General features: G+C 66.6%; 21 protein-coding genes. 10 read left to right on the forward strand and 11 right to left on the reverse strand.

Features of this window, described 5'->3' with window-relative positions; translation table 11 throughout:
* Positions 1 to 677 precede the first annotated feature (677 nt).
* Both QX039_RS07950 and QX039_RS07955 read left to right on the forward strand, forming a co-directional pair.
* Positions 678 to 2,228, forward strand: a complete 1,551-nt coding sequence (locus QX039_RS07950) for an aldehyde dehydrogenase family protein (RefSeq protein ID WP_315774195.1) — start codon at positions 678 to 680, stop codon at positions 2,226 to 2,228.
* 76 nt (positions 2,229 to 2,304) lie between these two features.
* Positions 2,305 to 2,505 carry a DUF3606 domain-containing protein gene (locus tag QX039_RS07955; RefSeq protein WP_315774193.1) on the forward strand — a complete coding sequence of 67 codons (201 nt, stop codon included), beginning with the start codon at positions 2,305 to 2,307 and terminating at the stop codon, positions 2,503 to 2,505.
* Positions 2,506 to 2,507: 2 nt separating this feature from the next.
* On the opposite strand, the gene QX039_RS07960 is transcribed toward QX039_RS07955, so the two are convergent.
* Together QX039_RS07960 and QX039_RS07965 are read right to left on the reverse strand one after the other, a co-directional pair.
* The gene (locus QX039_RS07960; protein ID WP_315740927.1) at positions 2,508 to 2,708 is read right to left on the reverse strand and encodes a hypothetical protein; all 201 of its coding nucleotides are present in this window, start codon (positions 2,706 to 2,708) and stop codon (positions 2,508 to 2,510) included.
* A 59-nt stretch (positions 2,709 to 2,767) separates the two neighbouring features.
* Positions 2,768 to 3,061 (reverse strand): hypothetical protein, encoded by a 294-nt coding sequence (locus QX039_RS07965; protein WP_315774192.1) that lies wholly within the window; start codon positions 3,059 to 3,061, stop codon positions 2,768 to 2,770.
* 170 nt (positions 3,062 to 3,231) lie between these two features.
* On the opposite strand from QX039_RS07965, the gene pncA reads away from it, so the two are divergent.
* Complete coding sequence (pncA, locus tag QX039_RS07970; protein WP_315740934.1) at positions 3,232 to 3,867, forward strand: bifunctional nicotinamidase/pyrazinamidase; 636 nt, start codon at positions 3,232 to 3,234, stop codon at positions 3,865 to 3,867.
* Between the two features lie 10 nt (positions 3,868 to 3,877).
* On the opposite strand, the gene QX039_RS07975 is transcribed toward pncA, so the two are convergent.
* The 9 genes from QX039_RS07975 to QX039_RS08015 form a co-directional block, all read right to left on the reverse strand.
* Positions 3,878 to 5,431: a hydantoinase/oxoprolinase family protein gene (locus QX039_RS07975; protein WP_315774190.1), complete on the reverse strand. Its 1,554-nt coding sequence runs from the start codon at positions 5,429 to 5,431 to the stop codon at positions 3,878 to 3,880.
* A gap of 2 nt (positions 5,432 to 5,433) precedes the next feature.
* Positions 5,434 to 6,537, reverse strand: a complete 1,104-nt coding sequence (locus tag QX039_RS07980) for a DUF917 domain-containing protein (RefSeq protein WP_315774189.1) — start codon at positions 6,535 to 6,537, stop codon at positions 5,434 to 5,436.
* 78 nt (positions 6,538 to 6,615) lie between these two features.
* Complete coding sequence (locus QX039_RS07985; RefSeq protein WP_315774187.1) at positions 6,616 to 7,704, reverse strand: ABC transporter ATP-binding protein; 1,089 nt, start codon at positions 7,702 to 7,704, stop codon at positions 6,616 to 6,618.
* On the reverse strand, positions 7,701 to 8,765 hold the full coding sequence (locus QX039_RS07990) for an extracellular solute-binding protein (RefSeq protein WP_315774185.1): 1,065 nt from the start codon (positions 8,763 to 8,765) through the stop codon (positions 7,701 to 7,703). Before QX039_RS07990 ends, QX039_RS07985 begins: the two co-directional genes overlap by 4 nt.
* Before the next feature lie 14 nt (positions 8,766 to 8,779).
* Positions 8,780 to 9,658, reverse strand: a complete 879-nt coding sequence (locus QX039_RS07995; protein WP_315740921.1) for an ABC transporter permease — start codon at positions 9,656 to 9,658, stop codon at positions 8,780 to 8,782.
* An 8-nt stretch (positions 9,659 to 9,666) separates the two neighbouring features.
* Positions 9,667 to 10,542, reverse strand: a complete 876-nt coding sequence (locus QX039_RS08000; RefSeq protein ID WP_315740920.1) for an ABC transporter permease — start codon at positions 10,540 to 10,542, stop codon at positions 9,667 to 9,669.
* The gene (locus QX039_RS08005; protein WP_315740919.1) at positions 10,542 to 11,324 is read right to left on the reverse strand and encodes an IclR family transcriptional regulator; all 783 of its coding nucleotides are present in this window, start codon (positions 11,322 to 11,324) and stop codon (positions 10,542 to 10,544) included. The genes QX039_RS08000 and QX039_RS08005 overlap by 1 nt, the downstream gene beginning before the upstream one ends.
* 153 nt (positions 11,325 to 11,477) lie before the next feature.
* Positions 11,478 to 15,023 (reverse strand): molybdopterin cofactor-binding domain-containing protein, encoded by a 3,546-nt coding sequence (locus tag QX039_RS08010; protein ID WP_409998921.1) that lies wholly within the window; start codon positions 15,021 to 15,023, stop codon positions 11,478 to 11,480.
* Positions 15,023 to 15,505, reverse strand: coding sequence for a (2Fe-2S)-binding protein (locus QX039_RS08015; protein WP_315740918.1), 483 nt, complete (start codon positions 15,503 to 15,505; stop codon positions 15,023 to 15,025). The genes QX039_RS08010 and QX039_RS08015 overlap by 1 nt, the downstream gene beginning before the upstream one ends.
* Before the next feature lie 285 nt (positions 15,506 to 15,790).
* Between QX039_RS08015 and QX039_RS08020 the strand changes: the two genes are divergently transcribed.
* The 7 genes from QX039_RS08020 to QX039_RS08050 all read left to right on the forward strand — a co-directional run bounded on the left by QX039_RS08020 (position 15,791) and on the right by QX039_RS08050 (position 23,538).
* Positions 15,791 to 17,242, forward strand: a complete 1,452-nt coding sequence (locus tag QX039_RS08020; protein ID WP_315740917.1) for a 6-hydroxynicotinate reductase — start codon at positions 15,791 to 15,793, stop codon at positions 17,240 to 17,242.
* Positions 17,239 to 18,126 carry a UPF0280 family protein gene (locus tag QX039_RS08025; RefSeq protein WP_315740916.1) on the forward strand — a complete coding sequence of 296 codons (888 nt, stop codon included), beginning with the start codon at positions 17,239 to 17,241 and terminating at the stop codon, positions 18,124 to 18,126. The genes QX039_RS08020 and QX039_RS08025 overlap by 4 nt, the downstream gene beginning before the upstream one ends.
* A 39-nt stretch (positions 18,127 to 18,165) precedes the next feature.
* Entirely contained in the window at positions 18,166 to 18,750 is a 585-nt protein-coding gene (locus tag QX039_RS08030; RefSeq protein ID WP_315715503.1) for an amino acid synthesis family protein, read from the forward strand.
* 26 nt (positions 18,751 to 18,776) lie between these two features.
* Positions 18,777 to 19,979 carry an ABC transporter substrate-binding protein gene (locus QX039_RS08035; RefSeq protein ID WP_315740915.1) on the forward strand — a complete coding sequence of 401 codons (1,203 nt, stop codon included), beginning with the start codon at positions 18,777 to 18,779 and terminating at the stop codon, positions 19,977 to 19,979.
* 183 nt (positions 19,980 to 20,162) lie between these two features.
* On the forward strand, positions 20,163 to 22,049 hold the full coding sequence (locus tag QX039_RS08040; protein ID WP_315740914.1) for an ABC transporter permease: 1,887 nt from the start codon (positions 20,163 to 20,165) through the stop codon (positions 22,047 to 22,049).
* Positions 22,046 to 22,837: an ABC transporter ATP-binding protein gene (locus tag QX039_RS08045; RefSeq protein ID WP_315740913.1), complete on the forward strand. Its 792-nt coding sequence runs from the start codon at positions 22,046 to 22,048 to the stop codon at positions 22,835 to 22,837. Before QX039_RS08040 ends, QX039_RS08045 begins: the two co-directional genes overlap by 4 nt.
* On the forward strand, positions 22,834 to 23,538 hold the full coding sequence (locus tag QX039_RS08050; RefSeq protein ID WP_315740912.1) for an ABC transporter ATP-binding protein: 705 nt from the start codon (positions 22,834 to 22,836) through the stop codon (positions 23,536 to 23,538). Before QX039_RS08045 ends, QX039_RS08050 begins: the two co-directional genes overlap by 4 nt.
* The last annotated feature ends 13 nt before the right edge of the window (positions 23,539 to 23,551 follow it).

The following is a 23,551-nucleotide window of genomic DNA, read 5'->3' on the forward strand; positions in this document are numbered from 1 at the left end:
GTCGCTGCGGCGCTCCAAAAAACGCTTTCGCTTTTCCAGAAAATGTGCTCTACTGCGTCCATCCTGCTTCGCCACGAGGGGCGTATCGCGATCGTCACGACACGTGAGGCGGGGAGGCGATGGCCGCTTGTCTGCCGCAGCGTGCTTGCACGCGGACGAACGGCAGCTGGCGGACGTGAAGTCGTGTGGTCCTGGCGCCGCGACGCTGGCGCCAAGCTTTCGGGCGATGATCCCGAGGGCGACGGTGGCTAAAGAGCCGTACACCGGGGAGATCACGGTATAAGCGTGAAGACCATCGCGCGGGGAATGCCGGGATGTCTCGGCTGAACCTGTGGTTCCTGCCGCCTGCATTTTTTTCGCAGGCGGGCCATGGGGGCGGCCAGCTCCCGGCATTCCCTGCGCCCTCGTGTTTCGCGAGGGCTCATCGATCCCATCAGCCCGGGCGCGCTGCGTCGCGGGATCTCGCCGATGCGCGCCAGAAGGCTCAGCCTGCGCGCGCGCGAGGCAGAACGAGCGGGAGGACGCCCCATGAGCCGACGAGCGACCTTCCCAGTGGCCGTTTGCCCAGCGCCCGGGTGCTCGCGCCGCAGCCGGATTTGATCTACACGGGGGCGTTTATGATGGACCATTCATGACGTCTCGCGCGCACCGGCGCGGGGGACAATCCGGAGTTGCATATGTCGCCCAGCCAAGCATCGCCCCTGACCCTCGTTGCGGAAGCGGCCGAGATCCTGACCTCGCTCGGCGTTGCGCCGGAGCGGCTGCGCGGTGGGACGCGCGCCGCGCGTTCGCCCGTGACCGGCGAGGTGTTGGCCCATGTGCACGACGACACCAGGGCGGATGCGACCGCGGTGATCGCGCGCGCCCATGCCGCGTTCTTGCAGTGGCGCCTCGTGCCCGCGCCGAAGCGTGGCGAGCTGGTGCGGCTGTTGGGCGAGGAGCTGCGCGCCCACAAGGCTGCGCTCGGTCGCCTGGTCTCGATCGAGGCCGGCAAGATCGTCTCCGAGGGGCTCGGCGAGGTCCAGGAGATGATCGACATCTGCGACTTCGCCGTCGGCCTGTCGCGCCAGCTCTATGGGCTGACCATCGCGACCGAGCGCGCCGAGCATCGCATGATGGAGACCTGGCATCCCCTCGGCGTCACCGGCGTGATCTCCGCCTTCAACTTCCCGGTGGCGGTGTGGGCCTGGAACGCGGCGATTGCGCTGGTGTGCGGCAACAGCGTCGTCTGGAAGCCGTCGGAGAAGACGCCGCTGACCGCGCTCGCGACCGACGCGCTGCTGGTGCGCGCGCTGCAACGTTATCGCCGCGAGGGCGGTGAGGCGCCGGAGGGGCTTGCCGGCCTGCTGCTCGGCGGCCGCACGGTCGGCGAGATGCTGGTCGACGATGCCAGGGTGCCGCTGGTGTCGGCGACCGGCTCGACCGCCATGGGCCGCGTCGTCGGCGCCTGCCTTGCCGGCCGCTTTGCCCGCGCCATCCTCGAGCTCGGCGGCAACAATGCCGCGATCGTCACGCCGACGGCCGATCTCGGTCTGACCCTGCGCGCCGTGGCGTTCGCCGCGATGGGCACCGCGGGCCAGCGCTGCACCAGCCTGCGCCGCCTGTTCGTGCATGCCGACGTCTACGCCCAGCTCGTGCCACGGCTGAAGCAGGCCTACGCCTCGGTGGCGATCGGCAATCCGCTGGAGCAGGGCACCCTGATCGGCCCGCTGATCGATCGCGGCGCCTACGACGCCATGCAGGACGCGCTGAGCGCCGCGCGCGATCACGGTGGCCGCGTGTTCGGCGGCGAGCGCGTCGCCGTCGGCGGCTTCGAGCAGGCCTATTACGTCCGGCCGGCGCTGGTCGAGATCGAAGCGCAATCAGGCCCGGTGGAGCGCGAGACCTTTGCGCCGATCCTCTACGTGATGCCGTATCGTGATCTCGATGCCGCGATCGAGCTGCACAACGCCGTGCCGCAGGGCCTGTCGTCGTCGATCTTCACCAATGATCTGCGCGAGGCCGAATTGTTCGTGTCCTCGCGCGGCTCCGATTGCGGCATCGCCAACGTCAATATCGGTCCCTCGGGCGCCGAGATCGGCGGCGCGTTCGGCGGCGAGAAGGAGACCGGCGGCGGCCGCGAGTCCGGCTCGGATTCATGGAAGGCCTATATGCGCCGGGCCACCAACACCGTGAACTACGGCCGCAGCCTGCCACTGGCGCAGGGCGTCAAGTTCGACGTCGGCTGATCGATGCGATGGGCCTTCCTCATCGGCGGAACCGCTTCGATGGGTCGTGCGTTGCGCGCTGAGAAGGAGATGCACCATGGCAACGAAGAAGAAGGCCTCGACCGCAAAGTCAGCGCGCGGACGCAAGCAGGATCGCGCCCGCGTCGCGGGTGGACAGGACTACGAAGTCCGCTACGAAGCCAAGAAAAGCGGCCGCTCGTCGTCCGCGGTGAAGAAGGCGGTCAAGAAGGTCGGCAACAGCCGGAAGAAAGTCGAGCGCAAGCTTACGCGCCAGTGACGTCAATGTTGCTTCGGCCGCTCCGGCGGCCGAAGCGATCCCCTCGCCCAGCGGAGCGCCTTGGGCGAGTGCAGCGGATCGGGCCCATCGCAGGTCGGGCAAGTAAGCTCGCGGCGCCCGCCCTTGCCCTCGCGCACCGCGAGCGCGCGACCGCAGGTCGGGCATGGCTTGCGCAGCAGCCACGGGACCGGATGATTCGGCATGATGGCGTCTCCCGCTGGAGGCCTCAGGCTAGGGCATCTTGGGGTAGCTGCGGAATCACTTATTTGAATCGCGGCGGATCTTCCGGCTCTCCGTGCCGTGAACAATCAGGGCAGGTGTCGCCGGTCGCGGCCAGGACGTCCTCGATCGCCGCGACCGCTTCCGAGCTACGCAAGCCGCGTGGCGGATCGTCGCGTGCGATGCGAAGCGCAAGAGACAGCGCATGCGGATCGCCGCGCTCGCGCATCCAGCCGTGCTGTTCGCATTCGACGATCGCGCCGGCCTCGCGCAGGGTGGCGACCGCCCAGCGCTCGAGACGCTGGCTCTTGGAATGGTGTGTGACGGCAGTCTGCATCGGCCACGCTCTCCCGCCGGGAGAATCCATGAATCGGCGGGTGTTTCCAGGCCCATCCTGCAGGGCAGGGATTCCAAAATGGAGGGGCTGGCTTGCCGCGGATTGTTCGGCGGTCCGGCTTGAGATTGCCGCGGGCTGGGGCCATCCTTGACGGAGTACGCGTGAAACGGATGCAGACCGGAATGCAGATCAAGGCCAACGAGGATTTGCTGCTCATCATCGATGTGCAGAACGATTTTTGTCCCGGCGGCGCGCTCGCCGTGGCCGACGGGGATGCCGTTGTGCCGGTGATCAACCGGCTGAGCGGGAAGTTCGATCACATCGTCCTGACCCAGGACTGGCACCCGGAGGGACACAGCTCGTTCGCCTCGAGCCACCCGGGAAAGACGCCGTTCGAGTCCGTCACGATGCCCTACGGGCCGCAGACCTTGTGGCCGGACCATTGCATCCAGGGCACGCCGGGCGCGGCCTTCCATGCCGATCTTGCGACCGACAAGGCGCAGCTCATCATCCGCAAGGGCTTTCGTGCCGCGATCGATTCCTACTCGGCGTTCTTCGAGAACGACAAGACCACGCCCACCGGCCTCGCCGGCTATCTGCGCGAGCGCGGCCTGAAGCGGGTTTTTCTCGTCGGTCTCGCCACCGATTTCTGCGTGCACTATTCGGCGGTCGATGCGCGGCGGCTCGGCTTCGCGGCCATCGTCGTCGACAACGGCTGCCGGGGCATTGACCTCGGCGGCTCGATGGCGGCGGCCAAGGCGCAAGGCGCGGAGGCCGGGGTCGAGCGGATCGCCGAGCTGGCGTGATGACAATGGACTACGCCGCCGCGCCGATGGTCGGCTCGGCGATGGCGCCGGCGACGCGAACACGGACGCGCAGCGCGTTGCCGGGGAGGTAGGCGATGGGCATGTCCTCGACGTCGACCGTCTTGAGCGTATCGGGGGCGGCGCCGGCTTGCACGGCGCGTGCCTCGGCGATGCCGCGCGCGGCGGCGATGGCCTCGTCGCGGGTCAGGTCGCGGAAGACCTGGTCGGCCTCGCCGGAGACCTGGGCGATGGCGGCGCCGACCGCATTGGCGCAGTCGCCATGGTCGACGCGGACGATGTTGGAGATGCCGGCGAGGCGCTCCGGCACCAGGAAGGCACCGCCGCCGACCGCGAGCAGCGGCACGTCGCCGGCCTCGGTCTTCATGCGGTCGATGTCGCCCTCGAGCTTGCGGTGGGCGTCGGCGAGCGCGGCGTCGATCAGGCCTTTCGGCAGATGCGCGACGCGCGATCTGTCGCCGATGTCGATCAGCCCCGCGGCGACCGCGATGTCGGTCGCGGTCAGACGGTCGCCGCCAAATACCAGCGCGTCGGATGTCAGCCGGTATCCGACGCTGAGCGGGCCGACGCGGACCGGATCCTGCTCGACATGGCTGCCGCCACCGAGCCCGATCGAGAGCAAATCGGGCATGCGAAACAGCGTGCGGACGCCGCCGACCTCGACGACGGCGTTGGCCTCGCGCGGAAAACCGTGGCGCAGCTGGCCGATGTCGCTGGTGGTGCCGCCGACGTCGACCACCATGGCGTCGTCGAGGCCGGAGAGATACGCGGCACCACGCATCGAGTTGGTGGCGCCGGAGGCGAAGCTCATGACCGGGAAGGCGGTCGCGATCTCCGCCTGCATCACGGTGCCGTCGTTCTGCGTCAGGAACAGCGGCGCATCGATGCCGGACTCCGCGATCGCCTTGCGGAAGGCGGCGACCGTCGTGACCGCGAGGTCGTGGAGCGCGGCATTGAGCAGGGCGGCGTTCTCGCGCTCCAGCAGTCCGATGCGGCCGAGGTCGTGCGACAGGGTGACGGCGACCTCGGGGCAGATCTCGGCGAGGATCTCGCGCGCAGTGTTTTCGCAGCTCGGGTCGAGCGGCGAGAACGACGAGGCGACCGCGACCGCGCGCAGGCCCTTGGCCTTGATCGCGTGCGCGGCGGCCCTTAGTCCGGCCGTGTCGAGCGGCATGAAGGGGCGGCCATCATAATCGTGGCCGCCTTCGAGCATGAAGGTCTCGGCGCTGACCAGCGCGGCGAGATCGGCCGGCCAGTCGCAGAACGGCGGCAGCGAGGCGGAGGCGGGCATCCCGATTCGGATGGCGCCGATCCTCTGCAGGTGCCGCCGCTGCACCACCGCATTGATGAAATGCGTGGTGCCGATCACGACCGCGTCGACCGGCACGGCCGCCGCGGGATTTTCTCGCAGCGCCTTGAGCGCGGCGAGAATGCCGGAGGTGACGTCGGCGGTGGTTGCGCTCTTGACGGAGTGGACGACCTCGTCGTCGGCAATCAGGACGGCGTCGGTGTTGGTGCCACCGACGTCAATGCCAATCCGCTTCATTCTCAGGGAGCTCCAGGGGTCGCAAACAGCGACCGGAAATCGAGGTCATAACCGAAGGCGCGGGGGCCGACGAATTCGAGCCCGCGCGGGCTGGTCAGCACGGCGGGCGCTGGCAGCGCGATTACGGTGACGCGCTGGCCGTAGCGCACCGTCTCGGTGCCGATGCCGTGGCCATTGACGCTGTCGAGCACGCAGATCAGGTCTGGCGACATCGCGATGGCTTCGCCATCGCGCCAGGCCACGATCCATTCGTTCTGGAACGACAGTTTGAGCCGGGTGCCGCGATCGTCGTCGCTGCCTTCGACGACGGCGCTGCCGCGCAGAAAGCCCTCGGTGGTACGGCGCTCGACGTCGACGATCTTGCCGCTGAACAGCCGCTGGCCGCCCTCGCAATCGAGGATCGCCGCGATCGGATCCTGGTGGCTCCGGTTCGCAGCCTCGACCGCACGGCCGATCGCAATCGCCTTGGTGGTGGTGAAATGGATGCCCCAGTCCTTGACCTCGCGGCCCGTGCGCGGCGCCTTGCTGGTCGAGGCGATCGAGCCCATCTCGACGCAGATCTTGCGGCTGGCGCGCTCCATCCACTTCCAGCTCGGCACCTTGGTCACGACGGCCTCGATGCCGCGCGGATCGTAGAGCGTGCAGGGATAGGGCTTGAGGTCGCCGATCGCGACCGACGTCATCTGCGCCTCAGGAAAGGCGCGGCCCATGCAGTCGGCGTCGACCACGGGGATGTTCAGATGCGCCGCCGCCATCAGCGCCTGCATGCCGTTGCCGCCGCCGATCTCGACCGACATCACGGCGCGAAATGTGATGCCGTTGATCTCCTCCTGCATGCGCACCGCACGCGCGATGCTGCGGCTGTCGGCCAGCCGTTCCTGCCCGACCAAGGGGGCGCCCATGTTGGAGACAACGGCGACCCAGTCGTCGTCTGCGAGGTCGAGCGGCGACATCATCTGCACGCGATGTCCTTCCGCATAGAGCCGGCGCAGGTTGAGCAGGCCGAGATAGGGACTGCCGCCACCGCCGGTGCCGAGGATCCAGGCGCCGACCGCGAGCGCCTCGATGTCGTCGATGCTGATCGTCTTCATGACGGCTGCGCTCACGGCACGAGCTCTTCGACGCTGCTCTGTGACTGCAGCGCACGGTACTGCTGCGGGAATAAGAATCTAACGTTCACAATATCAATCCTCGAGAATGACGAGATCGGCCGGACGCCAGTCGAGCGTGACCGTTTGACCGGGCGCGTGGAGCGGACCAGCTCCGGAATTCGGCTGTTGCGCCAGCACGTGCTGTCCGCTCTCCAGGGCGATGCGGTACAGCACCGCGCCGCCGAGGAAATTGGTGCTCTCGACGGTGCCGCGCACGGACATGCCCGTCCGCTTGGCATCGGCCACCTCGGCTGGCGACACCGATATCTTCTCCGGCCGCAGCGCGACCGACAGAACCTCGCCCTCGGCTGCTGCGACCGTGTCCGCCAGGGCCAGCACCAGACCGTTGCCGACGGCTATGCCGACGCCATTGTCCAAGGTCACGCGCTGGCCGCGAAAAATGTTGGTGTCGCCGATAAAATCCGCGACGAAACGCGTTCGCGGCTGATCGTAGATCTCGACCGGGGTACCGATCTGCTCGATGCGGCCGGCGTTCATGACCGCGATACGGTCCGACATTGCCAGCGCCTCTTCCTGGTCGTGGGTGACGAACACGAGGGTGAGGCCGAGCGTCTTCTGCAGCTGCTTGAGTTCGAACTGCATTTGCTGGCGCAGTTTCTTGTCGAGCGCGCCGAGCGGCTCGTCGCAGAGCAGCACGCGCGGCGAGATGACGATGGCGCGGGCGAGCGCGACGCGCTGCTGCTGTCCGCCGGACAGTTGCGCCGGCCTGCGGTTCTCCAGGCCTCCGAGTTCAACCATCGCCAGCGCTGCCTTCACCTTCGCGGCAATCGTCGCCTTGTCGATCTTGCGCATGCGCAGGCCGAAGGCGACGTTCTCGGCCACGGTCCGGTGCGGAAACAGGGCGTAGTTCTGGAACACCATCGCCATGTCGCGCTTGTGCGCCGGCACATGGGTGATGTCGGCGCCGTCGAGGCGGATCTCGCCGGCGCTTGGGCTGTCGAAGCCGGCGATCATGCGCAGGGTGGTGGTCTTGCCGCAGCCGGACGGGCCGAGCAGCGAAAAGAACTCGCCAGGCCTGATGTTCACGGCAACCGCATCGAGTGCGCGTACGCCGCCGTCATAGATCTTGCTGACCGCGGCGATCTCGATGGCAGCGCTCATGCGCGGAAGATCCGGTTGACCCGGCTGTCGATCTCGTCTTTTCGTGCATTGTACCACTTCCAGTCGACCTGGATCAGCTTGCTGACCTTCTCCGGCGTCGTCAGCAGCTTGGCGTCATACTTGGCGTCGAGCTTGACCTTCTTGTTGGCCGGCGAATACCACACCGTCTCGGCGAGGCGCTTTTGGACCTCGGGGCGCAGCATGTAGTTGATATAGGCGTTGGCGAGCTCCTTCACCTTGCTGCCGGGCGTGATGCTCAGCACTTGCTCGAGCGACGGCACGCCCTCGTTCGGCGTGACGAAGTCGACCGGCTGGTTCTGACCGTCGTAACGATAGATGCCGGAATCATGCAGGATGCCGAGGCCGACCTCACCGGACAGGATCAGCTTCTCCATCGCGCCGGTGAAGTCGACCAGCTTGATCGGCTTCAGCTTCTCCAGCGCTCCATAGGCGGCGTCGAGGTCGGTCTGGCCCTTGCCATACAGCGCGCCGCACATCATCACGAACGCCTGTCCCAGGCTATTGGCTGGGATCACATAGCCGCCGCGCGCGCCATTGAATTTCGCATCCCAGTAGTCTTTCCACGACGTGACGCTCCCATAGCCCTTGTCGGTGCGCATGCCGAGACCGATGGCGCTGGTGAAGATGCAGACGCCGACGATCTTGTCGCTGACGGCGTAAGGGTAGACGTCGGCAACGTTCGGAACCAGCTTGGGGTCGACCTTGGGCTCGACGAGACCCATCTCCACGGCCGCCCACTGCTCGTTGGAGTTGGTGTGCAGCACGTCGTAGACCGGGGCCGAGCGTGAGCTCGCCTGCAGTTTTGGCAGGAACGGCAGCGCGGTGTCGGTCTTGAGCTTGCACTTGAACTCGCTCTCGAAGGCCGGGCCGATCTCGGCCTTCATCACGTCACCCCATTTGCCACCCCAGCCGGTGACGTTGAGAACGGGCTCATCCGCACGCGCGACATAGGGAGCAGCGACAACGCCGGCGCCGAGCGACGCAGCCGCGGTCAGCAGGCGGCGGCGGCTCAGAGGAAAACGACGCGATGAGGCGGTCATGTCCGGGATCTCCCTTAGAGTTTGACGTAGGAGCGAAGACCTACGGTGCGGTCGAGCGCGATGACGACGATGAAGGCGAGCAGGATCGAGACCACCGAGGCCGCGCCGATGGTGCCGTCGAGATCGAACTTCAGATAGTTGAACAGCGTGATCGGCAAGGTCTCGCTACCCGGCGCGACCAGGAACAGCGACACCGGAAACTGGTCGAACGAGACGATGAAAGCAAAGATCGCGCCTGCTAGAACGCCGGGCTTCACCAGCGGCAGAGTGATCTCGAAGAAGGCCCGGGTGGGGCTGGCGCCGAGATTTTGCGCGGCTTCCTCCAGCCTGACATCGAAATTATGCAACACCGCGAGCGTGGTGCGCACGACGTAGGGAATCGTCACGAGCGTATGGCCCGCGACGAGGCCCCACAAGGGACGCCCGACATCGAGCAGCACGTAGGACTGGAACAGTGCAAGACCGGTCAGGATCGCGGGCAGCATCAGCGGCGACAGCATGGTCGCCACGATCAGCCGCGAGCCTGGCAGGTTGCCGCGGGCGATCGCCAGCGCGGCCGACGCGCCAAGCACGGTGGCCGCGGCCGTGGTCATGGCCGCAACTTCGATGCTGAAGAGCAGCGCGTGCATGAAGTCGCGCGAGGCGAAAAACTTCTCGAACCAGCGCAAGGAGGCGCCGACTGGCGGAAACTGGATGAAAGGCGTGGGGTTCAGAGCGAACACGATCACGATCGCGATCGGCGCCAGCAGGAAGGCGAGGATGCCGGTATTGGCGGTGAGATAGAGCCTGCGACCCCACCGGAGCGGCCGCGTCTTGCTGCGAAGGGCAGGTGTGGCCGCCAGATCGATCGGCGCAGCAAGCGGCGGCCGCGATCCTGGAGCAAGGCTCGTCATATTGGCCCTCATTGCAGCTCGCGCTGGCCCGAAACGAGGCCGAGCACGTGATTATACGCGACAACGAGCGAGAGCGAAATGATGAGCAGCACCATGCCGAGCGCAGCCGCGAATCCGACGTTGAAGTTCGCGGAGATCTGCTGGTAGATCAGGATCGGCAGGGTCATGATCTGGAAGCCGCCGAGCAGGATCGGCGTGACGTAGGCGCTGATCGCGAGCGCGAAGACGAGCAGCGAACCGGCGAGGATGCCGGGCAGGCTGAGCGGCAGGGTGATTTCGAGAAAAGCGCGCCACGGGCTGGCGCCGAGATTCTCCGCCGCCTGCTCCAGCCGTTCGTCGATGCGGCCGATCACGCCAGTCAGCGTCAGCACCATGAAAGGCACATAGATGTGGACGAGGCCGATGATGATGCCGGTCTCATTGTACATCAGCTGCAACGGCCTGGTGATCAGCCCGAGCGAGGTCAGGATCTGGTTGATGACACCCTTGTCGGACAGCAGCGTCATCCAGGCGAAGGTGCGCACCACGATGCCGGTCAGCATCGGCGCCAGCACGGCCATCAGCAGCAGCGCATGGCCGGTGCGGCTCTTGATCCGCGCCATCCAATGCGCGAGCGGGTAGCCGATCACGAGCGCGGCCAGGGTCGTCCAGAGGCCGATCCGGATCGTGGTCCAGATCACCTCGAGATAGTAGCCGTCATCGCCCATGCGGGCATAGTGCTTGGCGGTGAGGGCGACGTTCGGCATGACCACGGGGTTGCCGGTCAGGACGCTCATCAGCGCCATCAATCCGATCGGCAGGAAGAAGAACAGCGCGAACAGCAACGCGCTCGGCAGGATCAACAGCGCCATGCTGTTGACGCGCGGCGCGCTGCTGCTCGTCATCAGGAGGCCAGTCCGGCCAGTTGCTCGATGGTCTGGCCGAGCGGATCGCCGGTCATGCGCCGCAGCTTGGCTGCCATTGCGCCGAGCTCGCGGCGGACGTTGGCGCGCTCGATCTCGGTGGTCGCCTGCACCGAATAGGAGACGGCGATGCCGATCAGCTCACCGCTCTCGCCGCTCGCCAGCGCAAAGCCCTGCGAGCCGACGCCCTCGATGGCCTCGTCGGCGGCGTCCGAGATGCCGGTCCGGCGGATCTCGTTCAGCCGCGCCATCAGCTCGGTGAAGTTCTGCGGCGAGTTGGCCGGGACCTTCGGGTAGTCGAGCGGCACCCGCGCCCGGATCTCCTGGTCTGACAGACGCGCCAGCATGGCGCGGCCGTTCGAGGTGATGATTGCCGGCGTGCGCTGGCCGGGCGGGTTGACGACGCGCAGCGGATTGGAGCCGGGCACGATCCGCAGCACCACCTGCTGATAGCCGTCGAGCACGGCGATGTAGCCGGTGTGGCCAGTGCGCGCGCAGACATCGCGCAGTTCGCCCTCGGCGGTGGCGATCAGGTCGTCATGGGCACGGTGAAGCCGCCCGAGCTCGAAGGTCAGCAGGCCCGGGCGGTAGCGTCGGCTATGCGGGTCCTGCTCGAGCAGGCCGCAATCGCGCAGCGAGCGGAGCAGACGTGAGGTCGAGCTTTTCGGCTTGCCGGTCAGGACCTGGACGTCGGCAAAGGAGAGGTCGGGTCGCGCGGTCGAAAAGCAGCGCAGGATGTCGATGGCGTTGGTCAGGGCGCTCATGATGATACCGTTTGTTCCATTTTTTGGAACATAGTCTCAAATTCTAGAAGCGGCAGGGCGACTGCCGCAAGGCGAAATTACTGGCAAGGAGGTGCCCGAATGCGCGTCAGGGTGGTGGTCGGGGCGCCGGGCGCTGAAGGAGCATGCTCGGCCTCACTGCGCCACGGCGGACCTGATGCGACCGAGGGCGGCGTCAACGCCCGTCCAGGCCGGCTTGTCCGGGGCAAATTGCTGACGGAGATAGGCGACGAGTTCGGCGAGCTGGACGTCGCTGAGATGCTCCTTGAACGCCGGCATGTAGCCGAGGTCGGACGAGGCCGGCTTCATGATCCCGTGCAGGATCACCTGGATCAGATTGTCGGGTGTGGCGCTGTGCAGGTTGCTGTTCAGCGCCAGCGAGGGGCGGCTGCCGAACATTGGCAGGCCGCCGACCTCATGACAGACCGCGCAGGCGCCGAGATAGAGCCGTGCCGCCGGAGACGGCGTCGAGGTCACCTTGGTGCGCGCTTCCAATTCCGCGGCCATCGCCTCCAGCTTCGCTGCCTCGGGCGAGGGCGTCTGGAACGAGGCGAGATAGATCGCCATGGCCCGAATGTCGGCATCGGGCAGCGTCGCGAGATCCTTGACGATCGGTGCCATCGGACCGGCGGCCACGCCATGGAAGCGCGACTGACCGGAGCGGAGGTAAGTGTAGAGTTCGTCCTCGGTCCACGGGATCGGGGCACTCGAGAGCGAGGTCAGTGCCGGGGCTTCCCAGCCATCGGCGAAGCCGCCAGCGAGATATGCGTTGCGTTGCTCGGCGCCGAGCGCGTTGCGCGGCGAGTGACAGGCGCTGCAATGGCCGAGGCTTTCGACGAGATAGAAGCCGCGATTCCAATGCTCTGATCGTGTTGGATCACGCCTGAACGGCTGCGTGTCGTGAAACAGTGCATTCCACCCGGCGACCAGCGGCCGCAGGTTGAACGGGAAGCGCAGCGCGTTGTCCGGCGCCTGCTGTCGGACCGGTGCCTGTGCCATCAGGTAGGCGTACAGCGCCTGCAGGTCGGCATCATCGGTTCGTGCGAAATGCGTGTAGGGGAACGCCGGATAGAGCTGCCGGCCGTCGCGATGCACGCCCTCGCGCATCGCGCGCTCGAAGGCGGGATAGGACCAGGCGCCGATCCCGGTCTCGACGTCGGGCGTGATATTGGTGCTGAACAGCGTGCCGAACGGCGTCTCCAGCGCACGGCCGCCGGCATTGATCAGGCCGCTGTCCGCGGTGTGGCAGACTGCGCAATTGCCGAGCGCCGCGAGCGCCTCCCCGCGCGCGACCGTCGCAGCGGAATAGACCGAGGGATCGGGGCGGGGGATCGGCGCGATGGCGCGCCAGGGCAGCACGGCTGCCGCGACGCCGATCGCCGCGGCGCAGGCCGCGACGGCGGTGGCGATCACGCCGCCCCGCTTGGCAAAGGGCTTGAGCCACGTGGTCGCCGGTCTTTCGGGGGCGGGCAGCGACTGCGGCGCCGGCGTCTCCACCCGTTCGCCGCGCAGTCCTTTCAGGATGCGCTCCGGCGTGAATGGCGGCTCGCGGAAGCGGACGCCGGTGGCGTCGTAGATCGCATTGGCGATCGCGGCGGCGCTTGGCACGGACGCTGACTCGCCGACGCCGAGCGGCGGCTGATCCGGTCGCGGCAGCATCAGCACGTCGATCTCAGGCACGTCGGGGAAGGTGATGATCGGATAGGCGCCCCATTCCCGCGCCGCGACCTTGCCGCGCGTGAAGGGAATCTCCTCCATCAGCGCCCGGCTGGTGGATTGGATGACGTTGCCTTCGATCTGGTGGCGTACCCCGTCCGGATTGATCATCAGGCCGGAGTCCTGGCCTGCGATCACCCGCGTGACGCTGACATCGCCGGTCGTCGTATTCACGGCGACATCGGCGATCCAGGCCGACCATGCCGCGCCGTAGCCGGGAAACTTGCTGTGGACGTAGAGCGCGTAGGCGAAGCCGCGGCCATGGACGACGCCGTTCTCGGGCGTCTTCTCTTCCCGCACGGGGCGCGGCGTCCAGCCGGCGCGTTCGGCCACGGCGTTCACGAGATCACGCGCGCGCTCGTCTTTCAGATAGCGCAGCCGGTATTCGATCGGGTCGACGCCGGCCTCCGCAGCGAGCTCGTCGATATAGGACTCGTGCGCGAAGGTATTGGGCAGCGCCGAGACGCCGCGGATCCAGGAGGCGCGCACGATCGGCGGCATGTCATGCGCTGTGATGCGCATATGGTCGTAATCATAAGGCGGAATCGCGGTGCGGTCGCCCATCTCGAACACGGCGGGCTCCGGCGCGATGCGGCCGGTGAGCAGCAAGGCCAGCGTCGGCGCGCCGTTCGAGGGATAGCGCGTGGCGAATTCATAGGCCGCAACCGAACCGTCGGCATTGAGGCCGCCATTGACGTCCATCAGCTGCGCGGTGCCTTTGGGCTCCCACAGATGCTCCTGCTCGCGCGTCAGCTGCACGCGCACCGGGCGGCCGACCGCACGCGCCAGCAGCAGCGCATCGGCCGTGACATCGTCGGCGCAGTTGCGGCCATAGCAGCCGGCGGCCTCCAGCCGGACCAGCTCGATGTGATCCTCTGGACAGTCGATCAGCATGGCGAGATCGCCGCGCAGGATGTGCGGATTCTGCGTGCCGGAATAAATGCGGATCTGCCCGTCGCGATAGTCGGCGACAGCGCAGGACGGCCCGATCGAGCCGTGCATCTGATAGGGCCAGAGATAGGTCCTCCGCATCGGCTTGGCGGCGTCGGCGATGGCGGCGTCGACATTGCCCTTGTCGAGCAGCCGGCGCGGAGCGGACGGATTGGCTCGCAGCGCGTTCTCGACATCGTCGAGATCGCGCAAGGTCGGCACCGGCCTCCAATTCACCTCGAGGCGCTCGGCAGCCAGGATCGCGTTCTCCTCGCGCTCGGCGACGACGCCGATGAAATCGCCGATGACGACGACGTCGACCAGACCCGGGATGTCGCGCACCGAGTCTCTGTCGACGTCAAGCAGGCTGGTGCCGATGAACGGTCCGGCATCGACGCCGGCATAGGGTGGGCGCACGACGCGGCCGTGCAGCATGCCGGGCACGCGCACGTCATGTACGTAGATGAGCTCGCCGGTCGCCTTCGCCGGCAGATCGACGCGCGGCACCGAGCGGCCGACGACCTGATAGTCGTTCACCGACTTGACGATGATATCGTCGGCGAGCGCGAGGCTGATCGTCTCATCGCCGATCAGTTCGCCATAGCTGAGGACGCGGTTGTTGGGCCCGCGGATCAGCCCGTCCTCGACCGTCAAATCCTGAACGTCGAGGCCGAGCTGCGTGGCCGCTCGCGCCAAGAGGAAGGCGCGCGCCTGCGCCGCCGCCTTGCGCAGGGGTACGGCGGTGATCTGAATTGTCTCGCTGGCGATGGTCGCGCCCTGGTTCGGCACGACCGCGGTGTCACCGAGCACGACCACGACGCGGGCGAAGGAGACGTCGAGCTCTTCTGCAACGATCTGTCCCAGCGCGGTGCGGATGCCGGTGCCGAGATCGACATGGCCGTTGAAGGCCGAGACCTCGCCTGCCGCCGTGATCCGGATGAAGGTTTCGAACCGGCCATTGTTGCCGGCCATGGGACGCTCGACGACCAGCCAGCCGCGAGGCATGTCTTCGTCCTTGGTGAGGCGATCGTTCATCAGTCCAGCGCCTCGAGCGTGTGGCCGGCCGCCCGCATCGCCGCGCGGAGGATCTCGACATGGGCGCCGCAGCGGCAGAGATTGTAGCGCAGCGCCTGCTTGATCTCATCGCGCGACGGATCGGGCTTGATCGCCAGCAGTGCCTTGGTCGTCATGATCATGCCGTTGAGACAATAGCCGCATTGCGCAGCCTGCTCGGCGATGAAGGCCTGTTGCACCGGATCGGGCGCCTCGCGCGAGCCCAGCCCTTCCAGCGTGGTGACATCGCGGCCGATGCAGCCTTCCACCGGAATGACGCAGGATCGGGCGGCGCGGCCGTCGATCAGCACGGTGCAGGCGCCACATTCCCCCAGGCCGCAGCCGTATTTCGGACCGTTCAGGGCGAGGTCGTTGCGCAGCACATGAAGCAGGGGCGTGCTGGGCGCGGCGGCGACGTCGTGCACCCGTCCGTTCACGGTCAGCCGAATCGTTGCTGGCGTCATGCCCTTCTGTCGTCCGCTATGCTATCGTTAACGAGGATGCGATGGCGATCGCTCCGAGCGTATCGTTTGTGTACTAACATGCAAGTGCCACGTTTTGCGCTGCAGCGTATGCACGATTTGTCGTCATTGTGCAGGGCAAACTGATCGTTTATCCGGCAATCGTGCTTTTCGTTCGCGGTGGCGCTTGACAGCCGACGGAGGGGCGCGACATCATTCGTATACGAACGAATTGCCGCGGCGTGTGGACGTTTGCCGCCAGCTCCGCTTCAAGATAGGCTTCTCTGCATGGTGACCGAAACGGCGAGCGACGGTGCCGCGGACAAGATCCGCTGCGATGCCTGTCCGGTGATGTGCTACATCAAGCCGGGCGCGGCAGGTGCCTGCGACCGTTATGCCAATCAGGACGGTGTGCTGGTGCGCGTCGATCCGCATATCCTGCTGGAGCGCACGGTGTCGCATGGCGGCAAGCTGGTGCCGTTCCAGGCGAGCGGCGACTGGGACGGCAAGATCGTGCATCAGCCCGAGCTGTTCGTTACCGCGATCGGCGCCGGCACCACCTATCCGGACTACAAGCCGGCGCCGTTCATTGTGTCGTCGGTGGTCGATGGCGTCGACATGGTCACGGTCGTGACCGAGGGCATCTTCAGCTATTGCGGCGTCAAGGTGAAGATCGACACCGACCGCTATCTCGGACCGGAAGCGGCGACGGTGCGCGTCGACGGCGAGGCGGTCGGTCACGTCACGACCAGCGAATACGGCTCGCAGATGCTGTCGCTCGGCGGCGTGCATCATCTCACCGGCGGCTCCAAGAAGGAGGGGCGTGTCACCTGTGACGCGCTGATGGACCTCAGCAACCGCAAAGCCGTGGAACTCGTGGTCGACGGGGGCTCCAGCGTGATCGTGCAGGCGGGGCAGCCCCCGATCGTCAACGGCGTCAAGGAAGAGCGCATGCGCGTCGGCTGCGGCTCGGCCACGATCGGCATGTTCGCCAAGCAATGGCAGGGCAAGGTCGACGAGGTCGTCGTGGTTGATGATCACATCACCGGCGTTCTGTCGGAGCACCAGGCCGGCAAGCTGCTCGACATTCCTGCGACCGGCATCAAGATGAAGGGACGCCGCTCGACGCCGGGCCGCTACTTCCAGGTGGCGCAGCCCGGAACCGGCTGGGGCGGCACCGACATCTCCGATCCGCTGTCGATCCTCGGGCCGTTCGATCCCAAGACGGCGAAGCCGGGAACGACGCTGCTGATGGTGTCCACGACGGGCGAGCATGCCGGATACTACGTGCTCGACGAGTCGCTCAGGCCGGTGCAGCGCGAGATGCCGCCGGAGCTGCAGTTCTCGGTCGAGCGCATCCAGGAGAACTGCGAGCCGGCGCTGTGCACCGTGCTGTTCATGGCCGGTGCCGGCGGCTCGCTGCGCGCTGGCGTCACCGACAATCCGGTGCGGCTGACGCGCTCGGTCAAGGATACGCTGACGCGGGTGACGAGCGGCGGTGCGCCGGTCTATGTCTGGCCGGGCGGCGGCATCACCTATATGGTCGACGTGACCCAGATGCCGGCCGGCGCCTTCGGCTATGTGCCGACGCCGGCGATCGTCGCGCCGATCGAGTTCACGCTGAGGCTATCGGACTATGCGGCGCTCGGCGGGCACATGGACTACGTCCAGCCGCTCGCTTCGCTCAAGGATGTCAGCAAGGACATCCGCCAACTGCCGTGGCCGAGGCCGGGCGCATGAGCCGGCGGCCACAGATCGCCTTGTTGCCCGACCGGCGGCTGCATCTGCAGGACGGCCCGATCGATCTGATCATCGGCGCAGATGCGGCCGATGGCGATATTGGTGCGGCCTATCGTGCGGCGGCCGAGCGTTTTACGGGGCTGCTCGACGAGCTGTGTGTGGAACTGTCCGTGCTGCGCAGAGGGGCCGATCAGGATCGCTGCCCGTTGAAGGGCGTCGTCGCGCAGCGGATGCATGCCGCCGTGGTGCCGTTTGCGCGCGAGATGTTCATCACGCCGATGGCGGCTGTCGCGGGTAGTGTCGCCGAGGAGATTCTCGGCGCAATGCGCGGCGCGGCGAAGCTGACGCGGGCTTATGTCAACAATGGCGGTGACATCGCACTCCATCTGCGGGATGCCGCCACGTTCAGCGTCGGGCTGATGGACCGTCCCGACGGCGCGGGCGTGATGCGGAGGATGACGCTTCGTGCTGCCGACGCGATCGGCGGTGTCGCCACATCGGGCCGCCACGGTCGCAGCTTCTCGCTGGGCATTGCCGATGCGGTGACGGTGCTCGCGCGTAGCGCGGCGCAGGCCGATGCGGCTGCGACGGTGATCGGCAACGCGGTCGACCTTCCGGGTCATCCGGCCGTGCTTCGCCGACCTGCGTGCGAGCTGCAACCGGAGAGCGATCTCGGTGACCGCCTCGTCACATGCGAGGTCGGAGAGCTCCGTGATGTCGAGGTTGCCGAAGCGCTGGCCGCGGGCGAGCATCGTGGGCAGTCGCTGCTGTCGGCTGGTCTGATCGAAGGCGCTGTTCTGCAGCTCCGCGGCAACATTCGCGTTGTCGGCCCGCGCGCGGTCGAGATCGTCCGTCGGCCGCAGTTGCGGGCGGCGGCGGCGTGAGGTTTGATGCATGATGTGCCAGAATACGAAGGGTCGACGATGAGCGCCGTCATCAGGAAGATCGTGACCGTGGTCGAGGAAGTCCATCAGGAGATGGGCCGGTCCGTCTCGCCGCCGACGCGGCGGGCTGCGGCAGTGGCGGTGATCGAGAATCCGTTTGCCGGCCGCTATGTCGAGGACCTGTCGCCGCTGATTGCGATCGGCGAGGAGCTGGGCGAGATGCTGGCCAAGCGCGCCGTGGCCGCGCTCGGCATTGAAGGACCGGCCGCGCACAGCTACGGCAAGGCGGCCGCCGTCGGCAGCGACGGCGAGCTGGAGCATGCGGCCGCGATCCTGCATCCAAAGATGGGGGCGCCGGTGCGCAAGGTGCTCGGCAAGGGCGCGGCGCTGATCCCCTCGTCGAAGAAGCGCGGCGGCGTCGGCTGCACGCTCGACATTCCGCTCGGCCATAAAGATGCGGCCTTCGTGCGCAGTCATTTCGACGGCATGGAGGTGCAGATCAACGACGCGCCACGCGCCAATGAGATCATGGTCGCGCTCGCGGTCACCGACAGCGGCCGTCCGCTGCCGCGCGTCGGCGGGCTCACGGTCGCCGAGATCAAGGGCGAGGACGGTCTACGGTAATTCGACTCAACATGGAGGCTGAAGGGATGCGACGGAGAACGATGCTTGCGGCAGGCCTGGGCCTTGCCGTCGCGGGACTGACGGGCGCGGCGCGCGCCGAGGACGTCATCAAGATCGGTGAGATCAACAGCTATTCGCTGCTGCCGGCGTTCACCGAGCCTTATCGCAAGGGCTGGCAGCTCGCGGTCGAGGAGGTCAATGCAGCCGGCGGCATCAACGGCAAGAAGCTCGTCGTCGTCTCCAAGGACGACAGCGGCAAGCCGGCCGATGCGCAGACCGCAGCCAACGAACTGGTGTCGAGCGAGAACGTCGCGATGCTCGCCGGTACGTTCCTGTCGAACATTGGCCTCGCCGTCAGCGACTTCGCCAACCAGAAGAAAGTGTTCTTCCTGGCGGCCGAGCCGCTGACCGACGCCATCACCTGGGCGAAGGGCAACAAATACACCTTCCGCCTGCGCCCGTCGAACTACATGCAGGCGGCGATGCTGGTGGAGGAGGCTGCCAAGCTTCCCGCCAAGCGATGGGCCACCATTGCGCCGAACTACGAATACGGCCAGTCGGCCGTCGCGGTGTTCAAGAAGCTCTTGTCGGAGAAACGGCCCGACATCCAGTGGGTGGACGAGCAGTGGCCGCCGCAGGGCAAGATCGACGCCGGTCCGGTGGTGCAGGCCGTCGCCGCCGCCAATCCGGAGGCGATCCTCAACGTCACCTTCGGCGCCGATCTCGTGAAGCTGGTCCGCGAAGGCAACACCCGCGGCCTGTTCAAGGACCGCAAGGTCGTCAGCTTCCTGACCGGCGAGCCGGAATATCTCGATCCGCTCAAGGAGGAGACGCCCGAGGGCTGGATCGTCACCGGCTATCCCTGGTACTCGATCAAGACGCCCGAGCACGACGCGTTCCTGAAGGCGTATCAGGCCAAGTACAACGACTATCCGCGGCTCGGCTCGATCGTCGGCTACCAGACCATCAAGTCGGCGGCCGCCATTCTCGCCAAGGCCGGCTCGACCGATACCGACAAGCTGATCGCCGCGGCCGAGGGACTGTCCGTGCCGTCGCCCTTCGGTGAAATCACGTTCCGTAAGATCGACCACCAGTCGACGCTCGGCGCTTACGTCGGCAAGACCGCGCTGAAGGACGGCAAGGGCATCATGGTCGACACCGTCTACCGCAAGGGCTCGGACTATCTGCCTGGTGACGCGGAAGTCGGCAAGCTCCGGCCGAAGGACTGATCCACACGATCCTGCTTCTCCCTCTCCCGCAGGGGGAGAGCGGGCGGGGTGAGGGAATACGACGCCTGATCTACAGGTTCGGGCCGAGATCCCTCACCCCACGCTTGCTCGTCAGCTCTCTGAAGGAGCGCCCGAGCGCAAATGCGGCTCATCGATTCGACGATCTCCTCACGCGGACCGCCCATGGCCTTCTACTTCGTCCAGTTCCTGACCGGCCTTGCCAGTGCAGCCTCGCTGTTTCTGGTGGCGTCGGGACTGTCGATCATCTTCGGCGTCACCCGCATCGTGAATTTCGCCCATGGCGCGTTCTACATGCTCGGCGCCTATGTGGCCTTTTCGCTCACCGAGCGGCTGTCCGGTCCGCTCGGCTTCTGGGGCGGCATCATCGTGGCGGCGCTCGCGGTCGCCGCCATCGGCGTGCTCGTCGAGGTCGTGCTGCTGCGCCGGATCTATCACGCGCCGGAGCTGTTCCAGTTGCTCGCGACCTTCGGCTTGACCCTGATGGTCGAAGATCTCGTGGTGCTGATCTGGGGACCGGATGATCTGGTCGGCCGCCGCGCGCCGGGATTGAAAGGTGCGGTCGACTTCTTCGGTCAGAACATCCCGAGCTACGACCTGTTCCTGATCGCGCTCGGTCCGATCGTGCTCGGTGTGCTCTGGTTGCTGTTCCAGCGCACTCGCTGGGGCATCCTGGTGCGCGCGGCGACGCAGGACCGCGACATGGTCGCGGCGCTCGGGGTCAACCAGAAGTGGCTGTTCACCTCGGTGTTTGCCGTCGGCGTCTTCCTCGCCGCGCTCGGCGGCGCGCTGCAGATCCCGCGCGACGCGGTCCATCACGCGATGGATCTGCGCATCATCGTCGAGGTGTTCGTGGTCGTCGTGATCGGCGGCCTCGGCAGCATCCTCGGCGCCTTCGTCGCCGCCGTGCTGGTGTCGGAGCTCAATGCCTTCGGCATTCTCATCTTCCCCACGATCTCGCTGATCCTCGTGTTCCTGGTGATGGCCGTCGTGCTGGTCGTGCGGCCTTGGGGCCTGTTTGGCAAGAAGGAGGCGCCGGCGCGGCGCACACCCGGTCTCACCGTCATTCCCTGGCGTCCGCTGAGCTCGGTCGAGCGGCTGGCGTCTCTCGTCGCGCTGGCGCTGGCGGCGATGCTGCCCTTCATCGCCGGCAACTACGCGCTGACCGTCGGCGCCGAGATCGCGATCTTCGTGATCTTCGCGGCGTCGCTGCATTTCCTGATGGCGGTCGGCGGCCTCGCCTCGTTCGGTCACGCCGCCTATTTCGGCCTCGGCGCTTACGGCGTCGCCTTCCTCGCGAAGATGGCGGGGCTGCCGATGATCGCCTGCCTCTTGCTGGGGCCGCTGCTCGGCGCGCTTGGTGCGGCCGTGTTCGGCGCCTTCGCCGTCCAGCTTTCGGGCGTTTATTTCGCGATGCTTACCTTGGCCTTTGCGCAAATCGTGTGGTCGATCGCGTTCCAATGGGTCGCGGTCACCGGCGGTGACAACGGCATTCTCGGTCTCTGGCCGGAGAAATGGGCCGCGTCGCCGTCGCATTTCTACTGGCTCGCGCTCGGCGTCTCCGCGTTGGTCGTCAGCGTGCTGCGTCTGATCACCTTCTCGCCGTTCGGCTACGCCTTGCGCGGAATGCGCGACTCTCCGCTGCGCAGCGAGTCGATCGGCATCAACGGCAAGCGTATCCAGTGGACGGCGTTCATCATCGCCGGCACGACGGCCGGCCTCGGCGGTGCGCTGTTCGCCTATCTCAAGGGCAGCGTCTTTCCGGACAACATGGGCATCTCGCTGTCGGTCGATGCCCTGGTCATGGTGCTGCTGGGCGGCGTCGAGACGGTGCCCGGCGCGATCTTCGGCGCCATCGTCTACAAGGCGCTCAACATCTGGCTGGTCAGCCAGACCGACTGGTCGAAGCTCGTGCTCGGCATCTTCATCGTGCTGATCGTGGTGGTGTTCCCGAAAGGCATCGTGGGCGTGGTCGAAACCGTCATGCATCGGCGCCGCGCAGCGGCCCCCAAGGGGACTTCGCTGTCGGCCAAGATGGAGGGCGCACAATGAGTCTCGGCGTGTCGCTGCTCTCCGTCGAAGGCCTGTCGAAATCCTATGGCGGCATTCACGCCGTCCGCAACGTGTCGTTCACGCTGCAGGCCGGCGAGATCCTCGCGCTGATCGGTCCGAACGGCGCCGGCAAGAGCACCTGCTTCGACATGCTCAACGGCCAGAACGTGCCGGACAGCGGCCGCATCACCGTGATGGGGCAGGAGACCACGGGGCGCAAGCCGCGCGAAGTCTGGCGGCTCGGAGTCGGGCGGACCTTCCAGATCACCGCGACCTATCCGACCATGACGGTGCGTGAGAACATCCAGGTCGCGCTGGTCTCGCATCATCGCCGCCTGTTCGATTTCTGGAGCCCGATGCTTGCCATCGAGCGGGACGAAGCAGATCGCCTGCTCGATCTCGTCGGCATGGCCGGCTATGCCGAGCGTCCCTGCGGCGAGCTCGCCTATGGCGACCTCAAGCGGCTGGAGCTCGCGATCGCGCTCGCCAACCAGCCGAAGCTGCTGCTCATGGACGAGCCGACCGCCGGCATGGCGCCGCGCGAGCGCGTCGAGCTGATGCGGCTGACCGCCGGAATTGCGCGTGAGCAGTCGATCGGCGTCCTTTTCACGGAGCACGACATGGACGTGGTGTTCGAGCATGCGGACCGCATTCTCGTGCTCAATCGTGGCAGCCTCATTGCCGAGGGATCGCCAGCCGAGGTGCGGGCCAATCGCGAGGTGCAGGCGATCTATCTCGGGGAAGGCCTGCTGTATGATGCCGATCATCGCGAGGGAGCTCCGGCATGAAGCTGTCCGTCGCCAATCTCAACAGCCACTACGGTCCTGCGCATATCCTGTTCGACATCGGCCTCGAGGTCGGCGAGGGCGAGGTGGTGGCGCTGCTCGGGCGCAACGGCGCCGGCAAATCGACAACCTTCCGCTCGATCGTCGGCCTGGTCGAGCTGCGCGAGGGCCAGATCATGTTCGAGGGCAAGGACATCTCGTCCGCGCCGACCCATGAGATCGTCCGCGCCGGCCTCGGCTATGTTCCGGAAGAGCGCAGAATCTTCACCGAGCTGACGGTGGAGGAGAATCTCGAGGTCGGGCGCCAGAAGCCGCGGCCCAATGCCCCGCAATGGACCCGCGAGAAGTTGTATCAGCTGTTTCCCAATCTCGGCGAGATGAAGAGCCGCCCGGGCGGCCGCATGAGCGGTGGTGAGCAGCAGATGCTGACCATCGCCCGCACGCTGATGGGCAATCCGTCGCTGGTCCTGCTCGATGAGCCCTCGGAAGGCCTGTCGCCGAAGATCGTGGAGCAGATGGTCGATGCGATCCTGACCATGAAGAAGGAAGGCGTCTCGCTGGTCGTCTCCGAGCAGAACCTGCATTTCGCGAAGCTGATCTCTGACCGCGCCTACATCATCGAGCGCGGTCGCATCTGCTTCTCCGGCACCATGGCCGAGCTCGACGCGCGGCCCGACATCCGCGACGCGCATCTGTCGATCTGAGGCGAGGAAAGAT

It is taken from the genome of Bradyrhizobium sp. SZCCHNR1043 (genome assembly GCF_032489675.1).
Classification (GTDB): domain Bacteria; phylum Pseudomonadota; class Alphaproteobacteria; order Rhizobiales; family Xanthobacteraceae; genus Bradyrhizobium.

Bases quoted from the DNA above. Each gene is read 5' to 3' on its own strand.
- QX039_RS07950 (WP_315774195.1), top strand. From the start codon at position 678: ATGTCGCCCAGCCAAGCATCGCCCCTGACCCTCGTTGCGGAAGCGGCC.
- QX039_RS07955 (WP_315774193.1), top strand. From the start codon at position 2,305: ATGGCAACGAAGAAGAAGGCCTCGACCGCAAAGTCAGCGCGCGGACGC.
- QX039_RS07960 (WP_315740927.1), bottom strand. From the start codon at position 2,708: ATGCCGAATCATCCGGTCCCGTGGCTGCTGCGCAAGCCATGCCCGACC.
- QX039_RS07965 (WP_315774192.1), bottom strand. From the start codon at position 3,061: ATGCAGACTGCCGTCACACACCATTCCAAGAGCCAGCGTCTCGAGCGC.
- pncA (WP_315740934.1), top strand. From the start codon at position 3,232: ATGCAGACCGGAATGCAGATCAAGGCCAACGAGGATTTGCTGCTCATC.
- QX039_RS07975 (WP_315774190.1), bottom strand. From the start codon at position 5,431: ATGAAGCGGATTGGCATTGACGTCGGTGGCACCAACACCGACGCCGTC.
- QX039_RS07985 (WP_315774187.1), bottom strand. From the start codon at position 7,704: ATGAGCGCTGCCATCGAGATCGCCGCGGTCAGCAAGATCTATGACGGC.
- QX039_RS07990 (WP_315774185.1), bottom strand. From the start codon at position 8,765: ATGACCGCCTCATCGCGTCGTTTTCCTCTGAGCCGCCGCCGCCTGCTG.
- QX039_RS07995 (WP_315740921.1), bottom strand. From the start codon at position 9,658: ATGACGAGCCTTGCTCCAGGATCGCGGCCGCCGCTTGCTGCGCCGATC.
- QX039_RS08000 (WP_315740920.1), bottom strand. From the start codon at position 10,542: ATGACGAGCAGCAGCGCGCCGCGCGTCAACAGCATGGCGCTGTTGATC.
- QX039_RS08005 (WP_315740919.1), bottom strand. From the start codon at position 11,324: ATGAGCGCCCTGACCAACGCCATCGACATCCTGCGCTGCTTTTCGACC.
- QX039_RS08010 (WP_409998921.1), bottom strand. From the start codon at position 15,023: ATGAACGATCGCCTCACCAAGGACGAAGACATGCCTCGCGGCTGGCTG.
- QX039_RS08015 (WP_315740918.1), bottom strand. From the start codon at position 15,505: ATGACGCCAGCAACGATTCGGCTGACCGTGAACGGACGGGTGCACGAC.
- QX039_RS08020 (WP_315740917.1), top strand. From the start codon at position 15,791: ATGGTGACCGAAACGGCGAGCGACGGTGCCGCGGACAAGATCCGCTGC.
- QX039_RS08025 (WP_315740916.1), top strand. From the start codon at position 17,239: ATGAGCCGGCGGCCACAGATCGCCTTGTTGCCCGACCGGCGGCTGCAT.
- QX039_RS08030 (WP_315715503.1), top strand. From the start codon at position 18,166: ATGAGCGCCGTCATCAGGAAGATCGTGACCGTGGTCGAGGAAGTCCAT.
- QX039_RS08035 (WP_315740915.1), top strand. From the start codon at position 18,777: ATGCGACGGAGAACGATGCTTGCGGCAGGCCTGGGCCTTGCCGTCGCG.
- QX039_RS08040 (WP_315740914.1), top strand. From the start codon at position 20,163: ATGGCCTTCTACTTCGTCCAGTTCCTGACCGGCCTTGCCAGTGCAGCC.
- QX039_RS08045 (WP_315740913.1), top strand. From the start codon at position 22,046: ATGAGTCTCGGCGTGTCGCTGCTCTCCGTCGAAGGCCTGTCGAAATCC.
- QX039_RS08050 (WP_315740912.1), top strand. From the start codon at position 22,834: ATGAAGCTGTCCGTCGCCAATCTCAACAGCCACTACGGTCCTGCGCAT.